The following is a 17753-nucleotide window of genomic DNA, read 5'->3' on the forward strand; positions in this document are numbered from 1 at the left end:
ATCGGGTACAACGCCTGGTTCGGTTTGACAGACGTTTCGAGATGAGCAAGCCGCGATAACGCACATGTACGTTCAGGCGACCGCGAATCATAGGCCACGTGCCGATTTCGCAGTTGCCCACCAAGCACAGTCGATAGGTTCGCAAGTGTTATGCCGAAAAGAGAAGTCGCCGCTTACCGCACAAGCGCGGCCAGTTGGTCACAAGGCTCGAGATAGCTGATCGCAATGTGCCCACCCTGCTGCACGCGCGTTGAGCGCCAAGGAGTTGCGGCAGTCAGGGTGATACCATTCCATGCAATTCGGTCGAAGAAGAACCAGGGCAACGAAGCTATCGAGCAAATCAATGCTCTCCTTGCAGTCCACGGGCTGTCCGAAGTACCAAACCTGACTTGCGCGCTATTGGTGCTGAACTCGGCAAGACGTGTGAAGAGAGGCTGATTTGCTTCGTTTTTCCACTGTCGCACCGGACACGAAACAACTACTTCATCGAAATTGCCTTTCCGAAAGCGGTCGCAGGGGCGGCGAGTACAGATGAAGCGTTACTAAATCTACTCCGCACGGCTGTTCATTGCCGCAGCGATGAATCTCCCATCCGCTACGAGAGAGGATTTCACCAGGGCCAAGTTCAAATCGCGCCGTCTCGCTGACTGTACTGCCGGCAACGGTGCAGTAGTCTCGGTTGGTGAGCGTGCCATCCAGGATGAGAACACAACAAGCCGTGCCGCGATGATCGTGCACGAAACTGTACTGACCGCTTCGCCAGCCGATGAGATTGATCTCGAAATGTGGCGACTCGTAAATGGTCTGAAAGCAGAACCGGTAGGGATTGAAGCGAAGGTGCTCTTGCCAATGATCGGGTGACAGTTGCAGCCGAAATGTGAACTCCAGAAGTTCCGGCGCCGTCAAAGGACGCTGGAACGTCTCCAGGGCCGAGCAGAGTTCGTCGATTGTGGTGACGGTATGGTGGCGGACGGCGGACTGCATGCGGACGGACCTCCTCAGTAGCCGGCGAGTTCAAGAAAAACTAGCACGGCAGCCAGGACAGGTGCTGCAAAAGCAATGAACATGCCCTGCGAAACGCCAATCAACTCCGGGAGCGTCAATTTGCCGCGTTTGCCCCAGCGGCTGAAAACGCCGCCGATGAATTTCGAGCTAAGTGCGTAGAAATACGAGCCGAGAATAAGCCCGACAACACCGACCAAAGCATCGAGATTGCCCTGCCCGATGGCTGCGGCGTTAGTTCCGGGGCAGTACGCCAACAGACCGAAGCCGACACCAAAGATCAATCCGCCAAAGATGTTAGCACCGTAGTTGGTCTCGTTGATCTGAAGTTGGACGATCCCCTTGCGCCGTAGTAGGTAGCTTCCCACCATTCCCACGATGATCGCTGATAGCATGACCTTGACGACGACAAAATTTTCTAGCAGCAGCACGCCAACCAGGATGTCCAACTTGGCGACGCCTCCCTTTTGTAACAGGAACCCGAACACTATTCCGAAGAACAGTCCCGTGGCAAGTTTGCCGACAGAAACTTCCAACCAGGGCCAGCGTCGTGGATCGTCTTGCACTAGATCCTTCGAGTGCGCCGGGGAAGAGTGCTGCGATCCCGTTTCGACTTTATCATCCGGGGTTGGCTCAGTATCAGTAGACGTGGTGTTCATGGTAGTAGCCTCTCAGGGGTCAAACGCGGTACATCAATATGGCTGCGGCAATCCCGCCGATGAAGAAGCAGATTACGGCGATCCAGGAACTGACTGCCAGCTGCAGCGTCCCGCTGATCCCATGCCCGCTCGTGCAGCCGCCGGCCATTCGAGCTCCAAAAGCCATCAAGGCCCCACCGACAATTGCTACGAACGTTCGCAGTCCGGCGCTATCCGTACCAAAACGAGCGACCCACAGGTCCTGAAGGAAAGTTCCCGTCAGTTCGCCACCGGTCCAAGCAGCCAAGAACGATCCGAGGATAACGCCCAGGACGATGGTGAACGTCCAGCCGATCATAGGTTTGCTATTCCGATAGTAAGGCAGCGAGGCGATGTGCTTAGGCGCAATCAAGCGCCCCAGCATTCCAGCAGCATCCGAATAGGCGCTGGAGGCCCCGATTTTTTTACCGGCCAATGCCAGCGTCGAGAGCACAAGGAGGCCGATCAAGGCGCCCACCAGATATGGCGTCCAGGCAGGCTCCGGGTAGGGATACGGTGAGGGAAGCTTGCTCGCTGCTTGTGCGGGGGCCACGGGCCAGAGCAGAATGCTTGCCACGAGGCATGCTTGAATCTTCACGGATCATGCTCCTTGTTCTGCGCCCTTAAATTAATCCGACCGCGCTGTGAGATTATCGCGCATCCTTCTGTAGACGCTGGGAGGCTCCACTGGAACCGCGAGTCGAAAATGCGAATGCACTTACCGCCATCAGGCAGAGCCCACCAACCCACAGCCAGGGAGAGGTACTGGTCCACTCCGGAAGCGTAATCTTGCCGGCATCTCCCCAGGTTTTCAGTATGCCGGAGAGTTGCGGATAGAAGACCACATAGAGACCCGCCCCCAAAAGCATCCCCAGTACGCCCACCATCGCATCACGGCGACCTTCGCCGCTTGCGGCCACACTCGTGCCAGGGCAATAGCCAAATATTGCCATACCAATGCCAAAGCAGACTCCACCGGCAACGACGCCCAGCCAGACGAGTGGCTTGATGTGCAGCGAAACGGCCTCGGTTGGCAACAATGCGTAGATGCCGACCGCCCCCACCACAACGGCCGTACCCATTACTTTGACTACGGTCCAATCCCGAAACAGAAATTGGCCGACAATTACATGAAACTTGGCCACCCGCCCCTTCTGGAGCAGGATCCCAAAGACAATGCCCGTGAGCAGTCCGAGGGCGAGCTTCCACAGTGGATCAAACATTGCTTGTCCTCCTTCCAAACACCAGATGTGCGGTGAGAATGGCCGTGGAAAAGAAGATCAGCGAGAACAACCAGCTTGAAGCCGCCAGTTGCAGATTTCCACTGATGCCGTGGCCGCTGGTGCAGCCCTGTGCCAAGCGCGCGCCGAACATCATCAAGCCCGCGCTCAGCAGGGCGCCCGCCAGTCGTAGCGGAACGCTCGAGCCAAATCGACTCTTCCACAGCGGTGGCACGGTGATCGGCTCTCGGTCTCCGGATGCGAACGAACTGATCATGCTACCGACAAATATGCCGACGACCAACATCCACTCCCAGCCGATCTTGGGCGACTCATCTTGATAATAGCTGTTCGACTCTGCCAGCGTGGGCAGCGCGGACTCCATCGCCAAGGCGGCGGTATGTTCAAACGCCGTGGTGATTCCCAAGGGGTGGTCGGCACTCCAGAAGGCGAACCAACTCAGCACGCCGATTCCTGCGCCGACCAGATAGGGTGACCACGATTTTCGAGCCAAAGGGTTGTTCATGACCGTTCTCCTTGCCTCTGAACTTGGTCAGTTCAATCAGTTCTCTAGATTGAAGCCCGCGTTCTTCCAAGCCTGCATGCTGCCCGGAATGTTGCAGACCTTCTTAAAGCCGCCCCGCTTCATCAGACTGGCAGCAATATTGGCCCGATAGCCGCTGCCGCAATATACGGCTACGGGCTCGTCAGGATTGAGACCGAGGTCTCCCTCGACGCCATCGCGCATCTCGGCGACGAACTTGTGCTTCGCATTGTCGATCCGCCCGCTCTCGAACTCACTGGAAGATCGGACATCGAGAAGTTGGAATTCATCCTGATGGTCGGCAAGGCGATGAACCGAGATTTGCGGCAAAGTCTCGAGAGGCAGCCCCTGGTTGTCCCAGGCCTTCATGCCGCCCGCCAGATAGCCTGCGAAGTTGGTGAGACCAACGTAGGCGAAATGCCAGATGATCCAGTCGAGCTGCGTCTCGTCCTCGACGACAAGTAAGGTGGGTTTCTCGTACGAAAGCATGTCTCCGGCCCACACGGACAGTTCGGGACGGTCGCCGATGTTGATGGCTCCGGGAATGTGCCCGCCGCCAAAGGCCAGCATCTGGCGAGTATCCACAAGCTGCGCTGCCCCCTCATCTACCACCTTCTTGAACTCCTTCGGCGGCAAGCCGGGGACCGTGGGTGCGCCACCGATGATGGCTGGACCCTTGACATTCATCTTTTTGAGAATCGGGTAATGCTGTGGGACCGGAGGAGCCCCTGATTGGACGAATGTTTTAAAGTCCTCGAAGTCTTCATACTGGAGAAAATCATTCGTTCGCCGTTCGTAACCGATGGTGCTGGCCGGCCGCTCGCCGATGTCCGCCCCGCAAGCTGAGCCCGCCCCGTGGCACGGGTGGATGATCACGCCGTCGTCGAGTTTCAGGTAATAGTCTCTGAGTGTATGGAACAGTTGTTGGGTCAGCTCTTCGGTTTCTTCCTCGCCGAGCAGATCAGGCCGGCCTGCCGAGCCGACAAACAGGGAATCACCAGTCAGCACACCCCACGGATCATCTGAACGGTCCTTCTCCGCCAGTTCATACGAGACGTGCTCCGGAGTATGCCCCGGAGTGTGACGTGCCGTAAGCATCACCGAGCCGAATTCGAACCGATCGCCATTGTGGATCTTTTCCACGGGGAAATCATACTTTGCTCCCCCTTCGCCGCTGGCAAAGATCCTAGCAGACCCCACCCGCTGTTGTAGTTCCCGGGCGCCACTCATGAAGTCAGCATGAATATGGGTCTCGAAAATGTGCGTGATTGTCACGCCATGTTTTCGACATAGTTCTAGATAGACTTCGACATCTGGGCGCGGATCGACCACCGTGGCAGTTTGGCTGGCGTCGTCTCCGACCAAGTAAGACAGCTGGGAGATACCGGCCGTCTGGACTTTTTCAAATACCATTGTCATAGGACACCTCCTGTTTCTAAGGTCGTAAAAACGAGGACGATAAGGCCTGCTCGCACCGTGATCGCCCCAGAGATGTAACCGTCGCAAGTGTCGTACCGTCTCTACCTGTCGACCTTTCATGACCGAGATGTCCGAGTTCCATTGTCTCCTGTCCGGCATGCGATCTGCACTCTTGAGCCAGCGAGATGTTTGATCATCGCCAGCCTAAGTTCCCGTATTGGTGTCCGAGGCCTGGAACATAATTATGGATAGTGGTCTTCCGGAGTGCGTGTATGGCCAAACAAGTCCCCCGCAAGCTGACACCGCTCGAGACCCTGGAGGATGCAGCGGAGTGTCTCAAGACGGTGGCTCATCCGTACCGTTTGCGGATAATTCAAATGCTTCTAGCGGGCGATTACATGGTGTCAGAACTAGCCGAAGCTTGCGATATTCAACCGCACATGGCATCCGAGCACCTGCGGCTAATGCAGCGGGCGGGGTTGCTTGCAAGCCGGCGCGATGGGAGGAAGATTTTCTATTCCGTGGCCGAACCTCACCTTGAAGACATCATCCGCTGCATCGAGGCAAGGTATTCGTAGGTGGCCTCGGCGCCGAGGACTCACTCCGTCTCATACTTGGGCTGTGGCAAGCAAGTTTGCCATAAATTCGAGCCAAGAACTCGGAGTTGATCAGGGTGGACTGATATATGCGGAACTTCGCCGCGGGTAATGGATCGACCAACAGCACAAACGAGGTTCTTCTTGTCCGAATCAAGCTCTCATTCTTCTCAATACGACGAAAACAGCCTCACTTTGACTGGCTCGGTCGCGATGGGTACCGGCGTGATGATTGGCGCAGGCATCTTCGCGCTCACTGGCCAAGTGGCCGAGCAGTGTGGAGGCATGTTTCCACTAGCGTTTCTCGCTGCAGCGATTGTGGCTGGATTCAGCGCTTACTCCTACGTCAAGATGGCTGAGCAGTATCCTTCGGCCGGCGGCATCGCCATGTTCTTAATGAAGGCATATGGCAAAGGCACGATCACCGCTGGCATGGCACTGCTGATGTATTTCTCAATGGTCATCAACGAGAGTCTGGTCGCACGAACATTTGGAACATACACGCTGCAATTGTTCGATGCCAAAAACAATGCTCTTCTCGTGCCCGCGCTGGGGGTCGGCCTGCTTGTCACAGCATTCATTGTGAACATTCTCGGCAATAAATTTATCGGTACGTTCTCGACGGTAACGGCCGTCATCAAGATCGTGGGCATCGTGTTGTTCGCGGCTGCGGGTCTGTGGGTATCGGGATTCACCTTCGAGAGTGTTGGCGTGACGCAACGGTCATCAGCAGGGAATTTTCTCTCGGCCACAGCTTTGGCGCTACTGGCCTACAAAGGATTTACCACGATTACCAACAGCGGCTCGGAGATCATCGACCCGAAGAAGAACGTAGGTCGTTCAATCATCATTTCGCTCTCAATTTGTCTGGTCGTTTATCTGCTCGTTGGTTTTGCTGTGGCTGGCAATCTATCCGTCGCGGAGATCATTAAACGCCGAGACTACGCACTGGCAGAAGCCGCCCGACCGGCATTTGGCCAGTGGGGAACCTATTTCACTGTTGGTTTGGCCATCGTCGCAACGATCTCCGGACTGATCGCCAGTACATTTGCTGTTTCACGGATGCTGGCAATGTTGACCGAGATGAAACTCGTGCCTCACCGACACTTCGGCATGCCGGGCAGCATTCAAAAGCACACGCTGGTCTATACCGTCGTTTTTGCAATTACCCTGACCATTCTATTCGACCTATCGCGGATCGCGTCGCTGGGCGCAATCTTCTACATCATCATGGATATCGCCGTGCACTGGGGAGTGCTGAGATACGTCCGTGAAGAGGTCCAGGCAAGAAGTTGGGTCCCCATCATTGCCATCGCGTTGGATGCTGCAATTCTTGCCGCGTTTTTGTGGATGAAGGCCACAAGCGATCCCCTTGTGATCTGGGTCTCTATTGCCGCTATGGCCTTCATCTTTATTGGCGAAAGATGGTTCTTGGAGTGGCGTGATGAACATAATAGGGAGGGGGCAGAAAACATTGCCTGAGGCCAGTCACCACCGGGGCCAGTTGAATCCCTACCGCTTCGCGCTATATCAAGGTCGTCTGGATCCGAACTTGTTGGTGCAGACTGTATTTCGCAGGGCCGCTCGATCTTGTGAAGTACTTACAACCTCACGAGTGCAGTTGGACGTCTGATCCGTGTCCAGTTTGGTGAAGTCAGAGCGTTCTGAACGACACTGGCATCTTGAAGCGGCATCACACCAGCCAAAGTGGGACCATGGCCCTCACTGCCGAGCAGAGGTGAGGTAGTGCGGCAGCTACGACTTGTGGGGCGACGGGCCGGACGGGAGAAGTTTCGGGAGCCACCGAACGACCACGTCTTGGCATTAGCACCATAGCGAGGGCCCAGAGCACCGATGGGGGGATCTTTGCCTTCGCTGGCCGCCCTGCGGAAGATGCAAACCATACGATCGCTTGGCCGCTGGCTCGGTGCTTGCGGACGGAATTGACGAGTCGTGGCATGTGCGGAACTTCCCAGGGTTGCCAAAACGAGGTATGTACCGTTTTGCGCTTTGGGAAAACACCGCACTGCCGACCGCCAGTAGGAATCTTTAGTCCTGATTCGGCCTGCATTTAGAACAAGTGGAGCCGGCCGGGCTCGAACCGGCGACATCTAGCTTGCAAAGCTAGCGCTCTCCCAACTGAGCTACGGCCCCAGGAGAGAGATTCGAGGCAAGAGGCCAGGGGCTAGAAACGAATTTTCCAACCTCTGGCCTCCAACCTCTAGTCTCTCACTTGAGTGGGTGCGCCAAGACTCGAACTTGGGACCTCAGCCTTATCAGGGCTGCGCTCTAACCAACTGAGCTACGCACCCGCAATTCGCCACCCGCAGGTGGCAAGTCCAGTATTTTAAGTTGCCGGCCGCTGCTGTCAAAGGGCTCCCCATGGCCTGTGGGGCGGATTGAGGGACAAAACTCGTTTCCCCGCCGATTTTGACGGTCGGGCGAGATCTTCCTCGCCCTACTAACACTGACCTAGCCGCAGGGCGGAAGGTTCGATATTCTTCCGTGCCATCGTTAGGTTTCACAACCATTTGGGCCAATTCTGCCCCCGCAGTTTCCAAGGATGCCGCCATGTCATTAAGAAGTTCGGCTTTCATCATTTCTTGCACCATACTTACGGTAACCACTGCACCGTGCACATCGCTGGCCGCCACCACGGCCCGGCAGGCCTTGGGCCTGAAGCCGATCCAGTCGAACATCGACTACGACCGTCCCGAGGCGGATGAGATCGACAAGTGCAAAATCCAGTCGGTGGAAGGCGGGTCCGCCTGGGTGGTAACCGGCCCTGACGGACGGGTCCTGCGGCGGTTTGCCGACTCAAACAGCGACAAGGTGGTCGATACCTGGAGCTACTTCAAAAGTGGCCTGGAAGTGTACCGTGACATCGACGCCGACTTCGACGGCAAGGCGGATCAGTACCGCTGGTTCCATTCAGCCGGCACCCGGTGGGGACTGGACGAAGATGAGAATGGCAAGATTGACTCGTGGAAACGGATTTCGCCCTACGAGGTTGCGGAAGTGGCCGTCGAGGCAATCCAGAAGCAGGACGCCAGCCTGTATTCCACGCTCTTGATGAGCAACAAGGACGTCGACAGGCTGGGCATTGCAGGCGAGTTGAAGGACCGCGTTACCAAGGGCATTCGTGATGCCCAATCGGACTTCACGAAGTTTGCCAAGGAGCAAAAGGTGGTCGACAAGTCGACTTCGTTCCTGGACTTTGGAGCCAGCCGTCCGGCCATTATTCCGGCTGGTGGCGAAGGCGTGAAGCAGGACCTGCATGTTTACGAAAACGTGGCTGCGCTGGTAAACAACAATGGAAAGCCAGAGCAGGTGTACCTGGGTGCCATGGTGCAGACGGGCGACACCTGGCGGCTGATTGGCTTGCCGCAGATCGGCGATTCGTCGGCCACGGCCCAGTTGTTCAATGCACCTCAAGCCGAATCGGTTGCAGCCCTGCCCAACGGCGAGGCACCGTCGGAGGAGGTGCAGAAATTGCTTGCCGAACTGGAGAAGCTTGATACACAGTTTGGCGGAACCAACGATCAGCAGATTGCGGTGACGAAGAAGCGGGTGCAGGTGCTGGAGAAACTGGCCGCCGAAAGCCCCGCCGGCGCCGACCGCGAACAATGGCAACGCCAGCAGGTCGACATGCTGAGTGCTGCAGTGCAGACCATGCAGTACTACGACGCCATCGAGCAGATTGAGGCTCTGGCGAGTGAACTTAAGAAGCAAAAGGCATCCGAAGAGCTGCAGGCACACGTTGAATTCCGCCGGCTGTGGTCGGAATACATCAAGGCCAGCATGGACCCGAAGGGCAACTATACGAAGGTCCGGGATGCTTGGCTCGAATCGCTGCAGAAGTTTGCCACCGACTATCCCAACCTCCCCGACACTTCCGAGGCCATGCTGCAATTGGGCATGGAAGAGGAGTTCGCTGGTGAAGAAGAAACGGCCATCGAGTGGTACAGCAAGCTAGCCAAGCAGTTCCCCAACTCCGACGCCGGCAAAAAGGCCACTGGAGCCATCCGCCGCCTGGAATCGATCGGCAAGGCGATGCCGCTTGCGGGCGATGCCGTGGGGGGTGGCAAGGTCGATCTGTCAGGATACCGCCGCAAGTACGTGCTGATTCACTACTGGGCCAGTTGGTGTGAGCCCTGCAAGGAAGACATCGAAGAGCTCAAGGTGCTTCACAACAAGTACTCGCGTCGAGGGTTCGATATCATTGGTGTGAACCTGGACAGCTCGGTGTCTGAAGCCGAAAAGTACCTGAGCAAGAATCGCCTGCCGTGGAAGCACGTGTACGACGAAGGCGGCCTGGACGGACGCTTGGCGAACGAGATGGGCGTGATGACGCTGCCGCTAATGCTGCTTGTCGATGACAAGGGGCAGGTGGCGAACCGCAACGTCCATATCTCGGAGTTGGAAGCGGAGCTGCAGCGAGTGCTGGGCAAAGCTCCTCAGATTGGCCGTCGCTAGACCGAGCATACGGGGCGGCGGGCAACTCGCTTAGTGCCCCGAAACTAAAAGTGCAAGCAAAAACCACGTGCCGCCTCGACCGAGGATTGGCACGTGGTTTTTGGTATATGTAGATCGCTCTCGGCTGAGACTTAGACGTGGAAGCGACGATTGCGGCGGGCCCCGATGCCACAACCGGGTGCCGTAGCAGTTCGTCTGCGGCCGCGCCTGCGGTGAGCAGTTGCTGATCGCTTACGGTTATAACGCAGTTGCCTTTCTTCCGCGTAGTCGCCTGTCTCGACGGCGTCGATCAAGCCAGCTCGGAGAGCGTAGTCGATATTTCGATTTCCGTAGCTCATTAATCCCTCCTTCGTACCACTTGCTGGGGTCGATGTATGTGATTTTCTGAGGTCTGGGCGAATGCACGCACTTCACACTCAGCAAATCGGCAAATGTATGTAGCGACCGTCTAAAGCAACGGATGTGCCAATACCGGCTGGTGAGGCCAAACCCATTGGGGCAGGCGGCGTAGTTTCTTTCCGGGCGTGAATTCCCAGGGATTATTTGGGCAACTGCCCGCAGAAAATTTGCTCGAGTCGGGCTCAAGCCCCGGACCGCGGAAGACGCGCGTCACGAAAACGGTGAGGTCCGTTGGGATAAGCGATAACTCTTTGGTTTACAGGCCTTTGCGATTGCAGGAGGGATTGGGACCCAAGGCCCGCAGATGGGGGCGTCGCGATAGCTGTCGCCCTAAGTCGTCCCGTGGCAATGGCTTACAGTGGGGCCACAAAAACAGGGAGACAATTTCACCATTTTGGTGAAACGCCTTTCGGTCTGCGGGCGCAGCACTAGCCCCGTCGCGAAGGTGGCTGGTGGGGCTATTGCCGCTCGTCAGTCGGTGTTTCGTGAGGCCCATGCGGCGGCTGGCCCACCCGGAACGGGCATTGGAAGCGGCAGCCCAAAAACGTAGGCGAAGCATACGGGGGCGGACGCACTGTATGCGGAAACCCCTGCGGCCTCACGCGGTGAATTGTTATTTGCCCCATGAACTGGAGCACCAAGTTTAAAAACGTTCCGGCGAGTCTCGCAAACCGCGGCCGACCGAATGTCTCTACCATCAGCACACGCCCGCATGTAATCGGGGTGCGGACCTGAAGGTGGTGTGTTTGCACGCCCAGCGCGAGCGCCGAGCGTAGCGTGAGAGACAATAAGCAAGAGACGTGCCGAAGTGGCGGGCCAGCGCAGAAAAGGCACGACGGGATGGAGCGGATGACGTTGACGATTGGGACGATTGCGCCTATTGTCTGGCTTCCAACCTACCCCCAAGCCCATCGCCCCGGAGTTCGCAGCATGGAAGCTGTTCACTGGGTCCCGCCCCACGTCTGGCTAGCTGTTCACGTCATCGGGATCATTCTTGCCATTTCCAGTCGCACCCATTTAGGACCCACTTGCGCGTTCTGTACCAACTGCCTGATGGCTGTGGTGATGGCGTTGGTCGGAGTTGTGGCGGTGTGGGGATTCCTTTCGCAACAGCCTTTTTGGGCAGCCTCCGGCACCACGCTTGGCATGATGGCTGTCGTAACCTGTTTCGAACGGCAATCTTATGAGCCCGATCGAGTGCTTCAGGCTTTCGCCTCCAGCGACGAACAACCGGTGGGCTAGTACCGCGGTGCTAGCAGGCTAGCGGTGAAATGACCGGCAAAACCGGAAAAAAACTCCCCTTCGCTACCACCGTCTGCCGAAGTCTATAGCGTCGCCTAGTCTGCGCCGCCCAATGGTGCACGATAAGGCACATCGTTCAATGCTCGAGTCCCGGCGGAGAGTGTCGGGCTGAAGTTGATGGTCCCTGGATTGGCATGGATCGTCGACTCACTAAAACCTAGGAGGGGGGAAAATGGGAAGGCGTTCGATCCATCTCGTGTACGCCTGCGCGTTGCTGGTGGCCACTGCCGCTAGCTCGGCTCAGGCTCAAGCGCCCGAAGACACCGCGATGGCGCAGCAAATTGCTAGCTCGATCAAGGAGAGTGGGCAACTTTCGAATTATCGACTGGGTGTCAAGTATCAAGACGGAGTTGCCTGGCTGTTGGGCAACGTAACCAGCGTCGATCAGGAGCAGCAAGCGATTGAGTTGGCTCGCTGCGTCCAGGGAGTCGACCAGGTCATTTCAAAGCTCGAAGTCGAGGGCCAAGCCGGCAAACTGGTGTCGCCGGTCGCTGAAACCATCAAGACTGAGAGTGCCAGCAAGGCTCGCATTTCGCTCACCAGCACCGAAGCGCCGGCCGAGCAGATGTCGGCACCTGCACCTGCTGCACAGGCTCCTGTGAGCCGTCCGCGGATGGCTCGCCGTCCCATGGCAGGTCAGATGCCTCGCCCGGTAGGACCTCACCAGGCCACGGCGATTCGCACGGCCGGGGCTCAAAGTCGGCCGATGCCCGCTAGCTACTGTGGGCCTGGTGGTCCTGGTGGAGGCGGATACGGTGGTGGCATGGGCCCCATGCCTTCGGGTTACGTCCCCAATGGCGGATCCGCCGGTGTGAGCTATGACAATGCCAACATGCCTGGCTACGCTTGGCCGAGCTACGCTGCTTACCCGAACTACTCGGCCGTGACGTACCCCAAGCAGTACTCGCCGACGGCCTGGCCGTACATCGGTCCGTTCTATCCTTATCCCCAGGTACCCCTGGGATGGCGTAAGGTCACGCTGGAATGGGACGATGGCTGGTGGATGCTCGACTTCAGTCACTGCAAGACTCAGTGATCTGGAAGCGATGCTAGCAGTAACACACAAGAACTCGGCCTTCTCCGGAAGGCCGAGTTTTTTTGGTGTAATAGACGGCCGTGAGCGATCTGGCGAGCTGGTCTTTGCCTTCACCTGGCCGCACGCAGAAGCCCGTTTGGAAGTTTTTTCGTCAAATTCCAAACAACCCGCAAGATTCACCCAGATTATCTCGATAACAACATCAACGACTCGTCCGCTTCGCGTGGCGGGACTTATCCACAACCTCATCCGGCTGTTCTCCCAACTGCAATCAAAGGTTGATCCATGCAACCGCACGCTCAACAAACATTCGCACCCCGCAGAGCCGCTACCTTGGCCATGGGGCTGATCATTGGTGCCTCGTCGCTTTGTTCCACCGGCTGCTTCTGGGGGCTACAGACCCTGGGGCCCAGCATCGGCATGTTGTCGATCCCGGTGCCGGTGAGTCCTTACTTCCAGAAGGACAAGGAAGACGAGTTCTGGCGTAAAGAACGTTACGACCGGGTTCCTATCCTGGGACCGATCACTTCGGGCAGTGAGCCCGTGGCGCTCGATCCGCCCAGCGATGACGAAGTGATGGTCGCCATGGAGAAGGCAAATCCCGTGCAGGGTGGCTGGCCGTTCCTGTACGAGCGTAACCGCAACAACGTGCGGATCGTCAAGGAAAAGATCGCCGACTACGTCGATCCGCCCCGCGTATATCCGCTGATCGGCCCGGCCCAGCAGCATCACGCCCACTACAAGTGCACCGTGTACTACGAGGACGTCCGCAACATCGGCTGGCCAGTGCCGCACCGTTTGGTGGACCAGGACGCTCGCGAAGTGTTGTACATCGACCACAACCACCTGCATATGGTTGGCAATGTCGACGATGGCAGCCAGCCTCAGTTCTGAGCTTCAACGAGCCGAAGTAATAGATAGCCGGACAGCCAGCCTAGCCCCGACCAATCGTTGGTCGGGGCTAGCGGCGTATCGTGAGGTGCCAGCATGCTAGCCACACAAGCCACGACTGAAATTCCCACTCAGAGCCTGCTGGAGATGGCCCTGGCAGGTGGGCTCAGCATTTGGCCCATCGCCCTGGCGTCATTCCTGATGCTGGTTGTCGTATTCGAGCGATTCGTCAGCCTGCGGCGCGGACGCGTCCTGCCAGGCCCATTCATCCACTGCTTCTTGTCGCAGGTGGAAGATGGCACACTCGACAGGCACGAGGCGCTGGAGTTCTGCGAAGACGACTCGAGCCACATGGCACGGGTGTTCGCTGCTGGCGTGCGGAAGTGGGGCAAGCCGGCCGTCGAGGTCGAGCAAGCCATACTGGACGAAGGCGAGCGTACGGCCAACGTGCTTCGCAAGTACTTGCGCGTCATCAACGGCGTCGCCACGGTCTGCCCGCTGTTGGGACTGTTGGGCACCGTTTGCGGCATGATGACGGCCTTCAATGCCATCGCCGGAAGCGACGCGATGGGCCGTCCCGAGTTGCTTGCCGGCGGCATCAGCGAAGCACTGCTGTCGACGGCCGCCGGGCTGTTCGTCGCCATTCCTGCACTGATCTTCTACATGTACTTTGTGGGCCGCGTCGACTCGCTGGTGATGGAAATCGACAGTTACGGTCAGCAACTCGTAAATCTGATCTCGGCCGAAGCAAGTCAAAGTCGCAGCAAGAAGAAAGCAGCTTAGCTTCCCACAATGCCACTGAAGACCAGCCAAGACGATCAGATCCAACTGAACCTGACGCCAATGATCGACGTCGTGTTCCTGCTGATCATATTCTTCATGGTGGCAACAAAGTTCACCGAGATCGACCGCAGCATCGAGCTCGAACTGCCCAAGGTTGGCAGCGCCGGCGAGGCGGCCGTGCCGCACAAGCCGAAGGCGGTGACAGTATTCGCCGATGGGCGAATCGAACTGGATGGAGAACCGGTCGATCGGGCGACACTGGTAACGCAGTTGTCGGCGGCCCGACAAGCCACGCCCGATCTGGACGTCATCCTGCACGGCGATGCCAACTGCCCCTTCCAGCATATAGCCGACACGATGGCCGCTTGCCACGAAGCCGATGTTACTCAGATTGGCATCACCGTTGAACTGGCTACGGCCATGAGCCAAAGCAAAACCTCAACACGTTAAATGGCGTGCACTGCATTCCCATCATCGTCGCCGTCTCGGTAGGCTACCTGGCACTTTGGGGTGCCATGGCGGGGGTGTGCATTGGATCGCTGCTGCTGTTGCGAACCCAATGGGCACGGCGACGACCGATGTGGCGCTGCGTGCTATTGTCGCTGGCTGCCCACGCGATCCTGGTGGGAGTGGCGGCCACCATACGGTTTGTCGGAATGCCTCCTGGTGCCGAGCAAGATAAGCCGGTTCGCGTGACCATTGTCTCGATGGCGCCACAGCCATCGATTGAAGCTCCCGACACTCCTGCGGCGACTCCGGAGGAATCGTTGCAGCCATCCGACGAGCCGGCGGTTCCCGAGGTCGTCGAGGCTCCCAGTGAAGAGCAGGTCGAGGAGCCGACGCCAGCGGAAGAACCGCTCACGCCACCGGACCTGATGCCGGAACCGGTACCCCAGCCCGAGCCGACACCGCAGCCCGTGCAGGAGCCCCAGCCCAGTGAGCTGGCAGAGCAGCCGGTTGAGAAGCAACCGATGCCGGAAGCCTCAGAGCCGGTCGAGACGGAACCTGTGGTCGCTCAGGCCCCGGTGCAAGAACCTGCCATGCCGCAGCCCACTTCGACGCCCACACCACCCCAACCAGCTACTGAGCCGCTGCCACCTGCGGTGCCGGCTTCGCTCGCCGAACGCATCAAACCCGATCGCCTGCAGTCGGTCATCGAGCAGGGGGGAAGTCGCGAGACGGAGCATGCCGTGGGCAAGGCACTGGAGTGGTTAGCGATCGCCCAATCCGACGACGGACGGTGGGATGCCAGTCGTTGGCAGGCCGGCCGCGAAATGTACGTGCTCGGTCACAACCGCGAAGGGGCTGGCGGGCAAGCCGATACAGCGGTTACCGGGCTGGCCCTGCTGACGTTCCTCGGAGCAGGGCACACTCACCTCGAAGGCTCCTATCAGCACGAAGTGGCTCGTGGGTTGGTATTTCTCATGCGCTCGCAGGACAACCAGGGTTGCCTGGCGGGGGGAGCAGCGAAGTACGCTCGGACTTACTGCCACTCGATGGCCACCTTCGCGCTGGCCGAAGCTTACGCGCTGACCAAGGACAAACGTCTGGAACCGACGGTCCGCCGGGCAGTCGACTACTTGCTGTGGGCCGAGAACAAGTCGGTGGGCGGCTGGCGATATGTCCCCCACGACCGTGGCGACGTTAGCCAGCTTGGCTGGGTGATTATGGCGCTCCGCAGCGCGGAGCTCGCGGGCATCAATGTGCCTGACGACACCTGGGCTCGCATCGAGAGTTTCCTGGCTCGAGTGGCCCGTGGACGCCACGGAGGCCTGGCCGCCTACCAGGTTCAATCGGACTGGAGTCGTGCAATGACCGCCGAGGCGATGTATTGTCGCCAGGTGCTAGGGGTACCATTGAAGGGAGCAGCCCAAACCGAGGCCCTCAACGCCATCGCGGCCGAACTGCCTGGCGACAATCTGACGAACTATTACTATTGGTACTACGCCGCTTTGGCGCTGCACCACGCTCAGAACGACGGATTGGCGGCTCAGCACACTTGGAACCGCTGGAACCAGCGAATGAAGCGTGAATTGCTCACCGCCCAGGTAGCCGAAGGCGCCAATGCCGGTAGTTGGAGCCCGAACACCGTTTGGGGGGGCTACGGTGGCCGTGTCTACACCACAGCCATGGCGGCCATGTGTCTGGAGGTCTACTATCGATACGGTTCGCCAGCTGGGGGCAACAGCCCTTGGATCGCCAGTCGTCCTCGGGGCGAAACCACTCAGCGATAATCTCGGCAGGCGTTTCGGGCCGGAAAATGCGGGAATTATTGTGGTTGTAACGATTCGCCGCGTTTGACGAGGTGCCACACCGTTGTAGAATTGCGGGTGGCGTTGGTCTATACTATAAGGTCAACGGTCGGGCGGATTTGCGCCCGATTGCCCCACCCCCACCCGCTTGGTCCAACTCTGAGCGGCTTTCCTCGCTGCGAGGCACTTCGGCGATGTTTACTCCAGGCCCCCTCCAAATTCTGATTGTCTTGGTGATTGTGTTGCTGCTCTTTGGCAACCGCTTGCCTTCGCTGGCACGCTCCATGGGCCAAAGTCTTGTTGAGTTCAAGAAGGGCGTGAAAGAGATTGACGAGAAGAAGTCGGACGAAACCCAAGAACCGTCGCACTAAGGTCGATTAGGGCTTGCCATAAACTGGCTGTTGTGGCCATCAAGAGGAAAGTATGTTCGGAATCGGCTATCCAGAACTGTTGATCGTTGGCATCGTTGCCCTACTGCTGTTTGGCAGCCGCTTGCCCGAGGTTGCTCGCTCGTTGGGCAAGAGTCTCACCGAGTTCAAAAAGGGCGTCCAGGGCGTCAAGGATGAGTTCAGCGACGCGGTAAACTCAGGTACCAATGCCGCCCGCTTCGACCTGGACTACAACGACCACCGCGAGGAACCGGCTCCCAAGTTCGAGCCCCCCACCAGCCCACCTCGCGAAGAGGTCAAAGAAGAGGCCGCTTCAGGTCCTCCCACACCCGCCACCTAGCAGGGGGTAAGCCACTGGTGGCATCGGGCCGGGAATGTTAAAATCCCGCGATCAGGCGCCCAAAGCGCCACACTCTGGGGCGGCTAGCTCAGTTGGTTAGAGCGCTGTGTTCACACCGCAGAGGTCACTGGTTCGAATCCAGTGTCGCCCACTTGTTCTAAATTTCTTGCTGAGCAATCCTTCGAGGCGACCCGCCAGCGGTTGCCGGTGCAGCTACTTTCGAGAAGACCTATCCAATTGGGTAGCTCTTATCGCACACCGAGGGCGTGTTCAAGCGAATCCGCGCCAGCCATGGCGATCTGTTGGCCAAAGACTTCGGGCCCAAAGCGTATGGGCGAGCGCTTCGATGCGCTATCAAGCGTGCAACCGTGACACGGGACGAGTCGTCTGCGCTTAAGACTTGACCAAGGAACACCCAGAGGGTGGA

At 58.2% G+C, this 17753-nt stretch carries 16 protein-coding genes, 3 tRNA genes and 1 pseudogene; 12 read left to right on the forward strand and 8 right to left on the reverse strand.

The genetic code is table 11. The annotated features are described in order from the left end of the window. Positions 1 to 483: 483 nt before the first annotated feature. From NG895_RS22230 to NG895_RS22255, 6 genes and pseudogenes are all read right to left on the reverse strand, one after another. Positions 484 to 984 (reverse strand): cysteine dioxygenase, encoded by a 501-nt coding sequence (locus tag NG895_RS22230; RefSeq protein WP_252854738.1) that lies wholly within the window; start codon positions 982 to 984, stop codon positions 484 to 486. Positions 985 to 998: 14 nt separating this feature from the next. Then, positions 999 to 1661, reverse strand: a complete 663-nt coding sequence (locus NG895_RS22235) for a YeeE/YedE thiosulfate transporter family protein (RefSeq protein ID WP_252854739.1) — start codon at positions 1659 to 1661, stop codon at positions 999 to 1001. Positions 1662 to 1680: 19 nt separating this feature from the next. Next, on the reverse strand, positions 1681 to 2277 hold the full coding sequence (locus NG895_RS22240; RefSeq protein WP_252854740.1) for a YeeE/YedE thiosulfate transporter family protein: 597 nt from the start codon (positions 2275 to 2277) through the stop codon (positions 1681 to 1683). A 52-nt stretch (positions 2278 to 2329) separates the two neighbouring features. Next, a complete protein-coding gene (locus NG895_RS22245; RefSeq protein WP_252854741.1) occupies positions 2330 to 2902 on the reverse strand; it encodes a YeeE/YedE thiosulfate transporter family protein in 573 nt (190 codons plus the stop codon). Next, a pseudogene (locus tag NG895_RS22250) lies at positions 2895 to 3431 on the reverse strand (YeeE/YedE thiosulfate transporter family protein); the annotation flags it as partial. The gene NG895_RS22245 and the pseudogene NG895_RS22250, both read right to left, overlap by 8 nt. 30 nt (positions 3432 to 3461) lie before the next feature. Further along, the gene (locus tag NG895_RS22255) at positions 3462 to 4856 is read right to left on the reverse strand and encodes an MBL fold metallo-hydrolase (protein ID WP_252854743.1); all 1395 of its coding nucleotides are present in this window, start codon (positions 4854 to 4856) and stop codon (positions 3462 to 3464) included. Positions 4857 to 5134: 278 nt separating this feature from the next. Between NG895_RS22255 and NG895_RS22260 the strand changes: the two genes are divergently transcribed. Further along, positions 5135 to 5440, forward strand: a complete 306-nt coding sequence (locus tag NG895_RS22260; protein WP_252854744.1) for an ArsR/SmtB family transcription factor — start codon at positions 5135 to 5137, stop codon at positions 5438 to 5440. A 162-nt stretch (positions 5441 to 5602) separates the two neighbouring features. Further along, positions 5603 to 6940, forward strand: coding sequence for an APC family permease (locus NG895_RS22265; protein WP_252854745.1), 1338 nt, complete (start codon positions 5603 to 5605; stop codon positions 6938 to 6940). Between the two features lie 599 nt (positions 6941 to 7539). Here NG895_RS22265 and NG895_RS22270 read toward each other — a convergent pair. Then, positions 7540 to 7612: transfer RNA gene (locus tag NG895_RS22270), tRNA-Ala, on the reverse strand. A gap of 84 nt (positions 7613 to 7696) precedes the next feature. Further along, positions 7697 to 7770: transfer RNA gene (locus NG895_RS22275), tRNA-Ile, on the reverse strand. Positions 7771 to 8029: 259 nt separating this feature from the next. On the opposite strand from NG895_RS22275, the gene NG895_RS22280 reads away from it, so the two are divergent. The 10 genes from NG895_RS22280 (at position 8030) to NG895_RS22325 (ending at position 17477) form a co-directional block, all read left to right on the forward strand. After that, positions 8030 to 9934, forward strand: a complete 1905-nt coding sequence (locus NG895_RS22280) for a thioredoxin-like domain-containing protein (protein ID WP_252854746.1) — start codon at positions 8030 to 8032, stop codon at positions 9932 to 9934. 1329 nt (positions 9935 to 11263) lie between these two features. After that, positions 11264 to 11575: a hypothetical protein gene (locus NG895_RS22285; protein WP_252854747.1), complete on the forward strand. Its 312-nt coding sequence runs from the start codon at positions 11264 to 11266 to the stop codon at positions 11573 to 11575. A 232-nt stretch (positions 11576 to 11807) separates the two neighbouring features. Beyond that, complete coding sequence (locus NG895_RS22290; RefSeq protein ID WP_252854748.1) at positions 11808 to 12671, forward strand: BON domain-containing protein; 864 nt, start codon at positions 11808 to 11810, stop codon at positions 12669 to 12671. A gap of 285 nt (positions 12672 to 12956) precedes the next feature. Continuing rightward, the gene (locus NG895_RS22295) at positions 12957 to 13565 is read left to right on the forward strand and encodes a hypothetical protein (RefSeq protein WP_252854749.1); all 609 of its coding nucleotides are present in this window, start codon (positions 12957 to 12959) and stop codon (positions 13563 to 13565) included. A 93-nt stretch (positions 13566 to 13658) separates the two neighbouring features. Then, complete coding sequence (locus NG895_RS22300; protein WP_252854750.1) at positions 13659 to 14345, forward strand: MotA/TolQ/ExbB proton channel family protein; 687 nt, start codon at positions 13659 to 13661, stop codon at positions 14343 to 14345. A gap of 9 nt (positions 14346 to 14354) precedes the next feature. After that, positions 14355 to 14795, forward strand: coding sequence for an ExbD/TolR family protein (locus NG895_RS22305; RefSeq protein WP_252854751.1), 441 nt, complete (start codon positions 14355 to 14357; stop codon positions 14793 to 14795). A gap of 5 nt (positions 14796 to 14800) precedes the next feature. Continuing rightward, entirely contained in the window at positions 14801 to 16579 is a 1779-nt protein-coding gene (locus NG895_RS22310) for a hypothetical protein (protein ID WP_252854752.1), read from the forward strand. Between the two features lie 212 nt (positions 16580 to 16791). Then, positions 16792 to 16968, forward strand: a complete 177-nt coding sequence (locus tag NG895_RS22315; RefSeq protein WP_252854753.1) for a Sec-independent protein translocase subunit TatA/TatB — start codon at positions 16792 to 16794, stop codon at positions 16966 to 16968. Between the two features lie 52 nt (positions 16969 to 17020). Beyond that, positions 17021 to 17326, forward strand: a complete 306-nt coding sequence (locus NG895_RS22320; RefSeq protein ID WP_252854754.1) for a Sec-independent protein translocase subunit TatA/TatB — start codon at positions 17021 to 17023, stop codon at positions 17324 to 17326. 77 nt (positions 17327 to 17403) lie between these two features. Beyond that, positions 17404 to 17477: transfer RNA gene (locus tag NG895_RS22325), tRNA-Val, on the forward strand. The last annotated feature ends 276 nt before the right edge of the window (positions 17478 to 17753 follow it).

Source organism: Aeoliella straminimaris (assembly GCF_024054565.1).
Taxonomy (GTDB): domain Bacteria; phylum Planctomycetota; class Planctomycetia; order Pirellulales; family Lacipirellulaceae; genus Aeoliella; species Aeoliella straminimaris.

What these genes read in the sequence shown, in the direction of transcription:
- NG895_RS22230 (WP_252854738.1), bottom strand. Translation starts at nt 984, where the DNA reads ATGCAGTCCGCCGTCCGCCACCATACCGTCACCACAATCGACGAACTC.
- NG895_RS22235 (WP_252854739.1), bottom strand. Translation starts at nt 1,661, where the DNA reads ATGAACACCACGTCTACTGATACTGAGCCAACCCCGGATGATAAAGTC.
- NG895_RS22245 (WP_252854741.1), bottom strand. Translation starts at nt 2,902, where the DNA reads ATGTTTGATCCACTGTGGAAGCTCGCCCTCGGACTGCTCACGGGCATT.
- NG895_RS22255 (WP_252854743.1), bottom strand. Translation starts at nt 4,856, where the DNA reads ATGGTATTTGAAAAAGTCCAGACGGCCGGTATCTCCCAGCTGTCTTAC.
- NG895_RS22260 (WP_252854744.1), top strand. Translation starts at nt 5,135, where the DNA reads ATGGCCAAACAAGTCCCCCGCAAGCTGACACCGCTCGAGACCCTGGAG.
- NG895_RS22280 (WP_252854746.1), top strand. Translation starts at nt 8,030, where the DNA reads ATGTCATTAAGAAGTTCGGCTTTCATCATTTCTTGCACCATACTTACG.
- NG895_RS22285 (WP_252854747.1), top strand. Translation starts at nt 11,264, where the DNA reads ATGGAAGCTGTTCACTGGGTCCCGCCCCACGTCTGGCTAGCTGTTCAC.
- NG895_RS22290 (WP_252854748.1), top strand. Translation starts at nt 11,808, where the DNA reads ATGGGAAGGCGTTCGATCCATCTCGTGTACGCCTGCGCGTTGCTGGTG.
- NG895_RS22295 (WP_252854749.1), top strand. Translation starts at nt 12,957, where the DNA reads ATGCAACCGCACGCTCAACAAACATTCGCACCCCGCAGAGCCGCTACC.
- NG895_RS22300 (WP_252854750.1), top strand. Translation starts at nt 13,659, where the DNA reads ATGCTAGCCACACAAGCCACGACTGAAATTCCCACTCAGAGCCTGCTG.
- NG895_RS22305 (WP_252854751.1), top strand. Translation starts at nt 14,355, where the DNA reads ATGCCACTGAAGACCAGCCAAGACGATCAGATCCAACTGAACCTGACG.
- NG895_RS22315 (WP_252854753.1), top strand. Translation starts at nt 16,792, where the DNA reads ATGTTTACTCCAGGCCCCCTCCAAATTCTGATTGTCTTGGTGATTGTG.
- NG895_RS22320 (WP_252854754.1), top strand. Translation starts at nt 17,021, where the DNA reads ATGTTCGGAATCGGCTATCCAGAACTGTTGATCGTTGGCATCGTTGCC.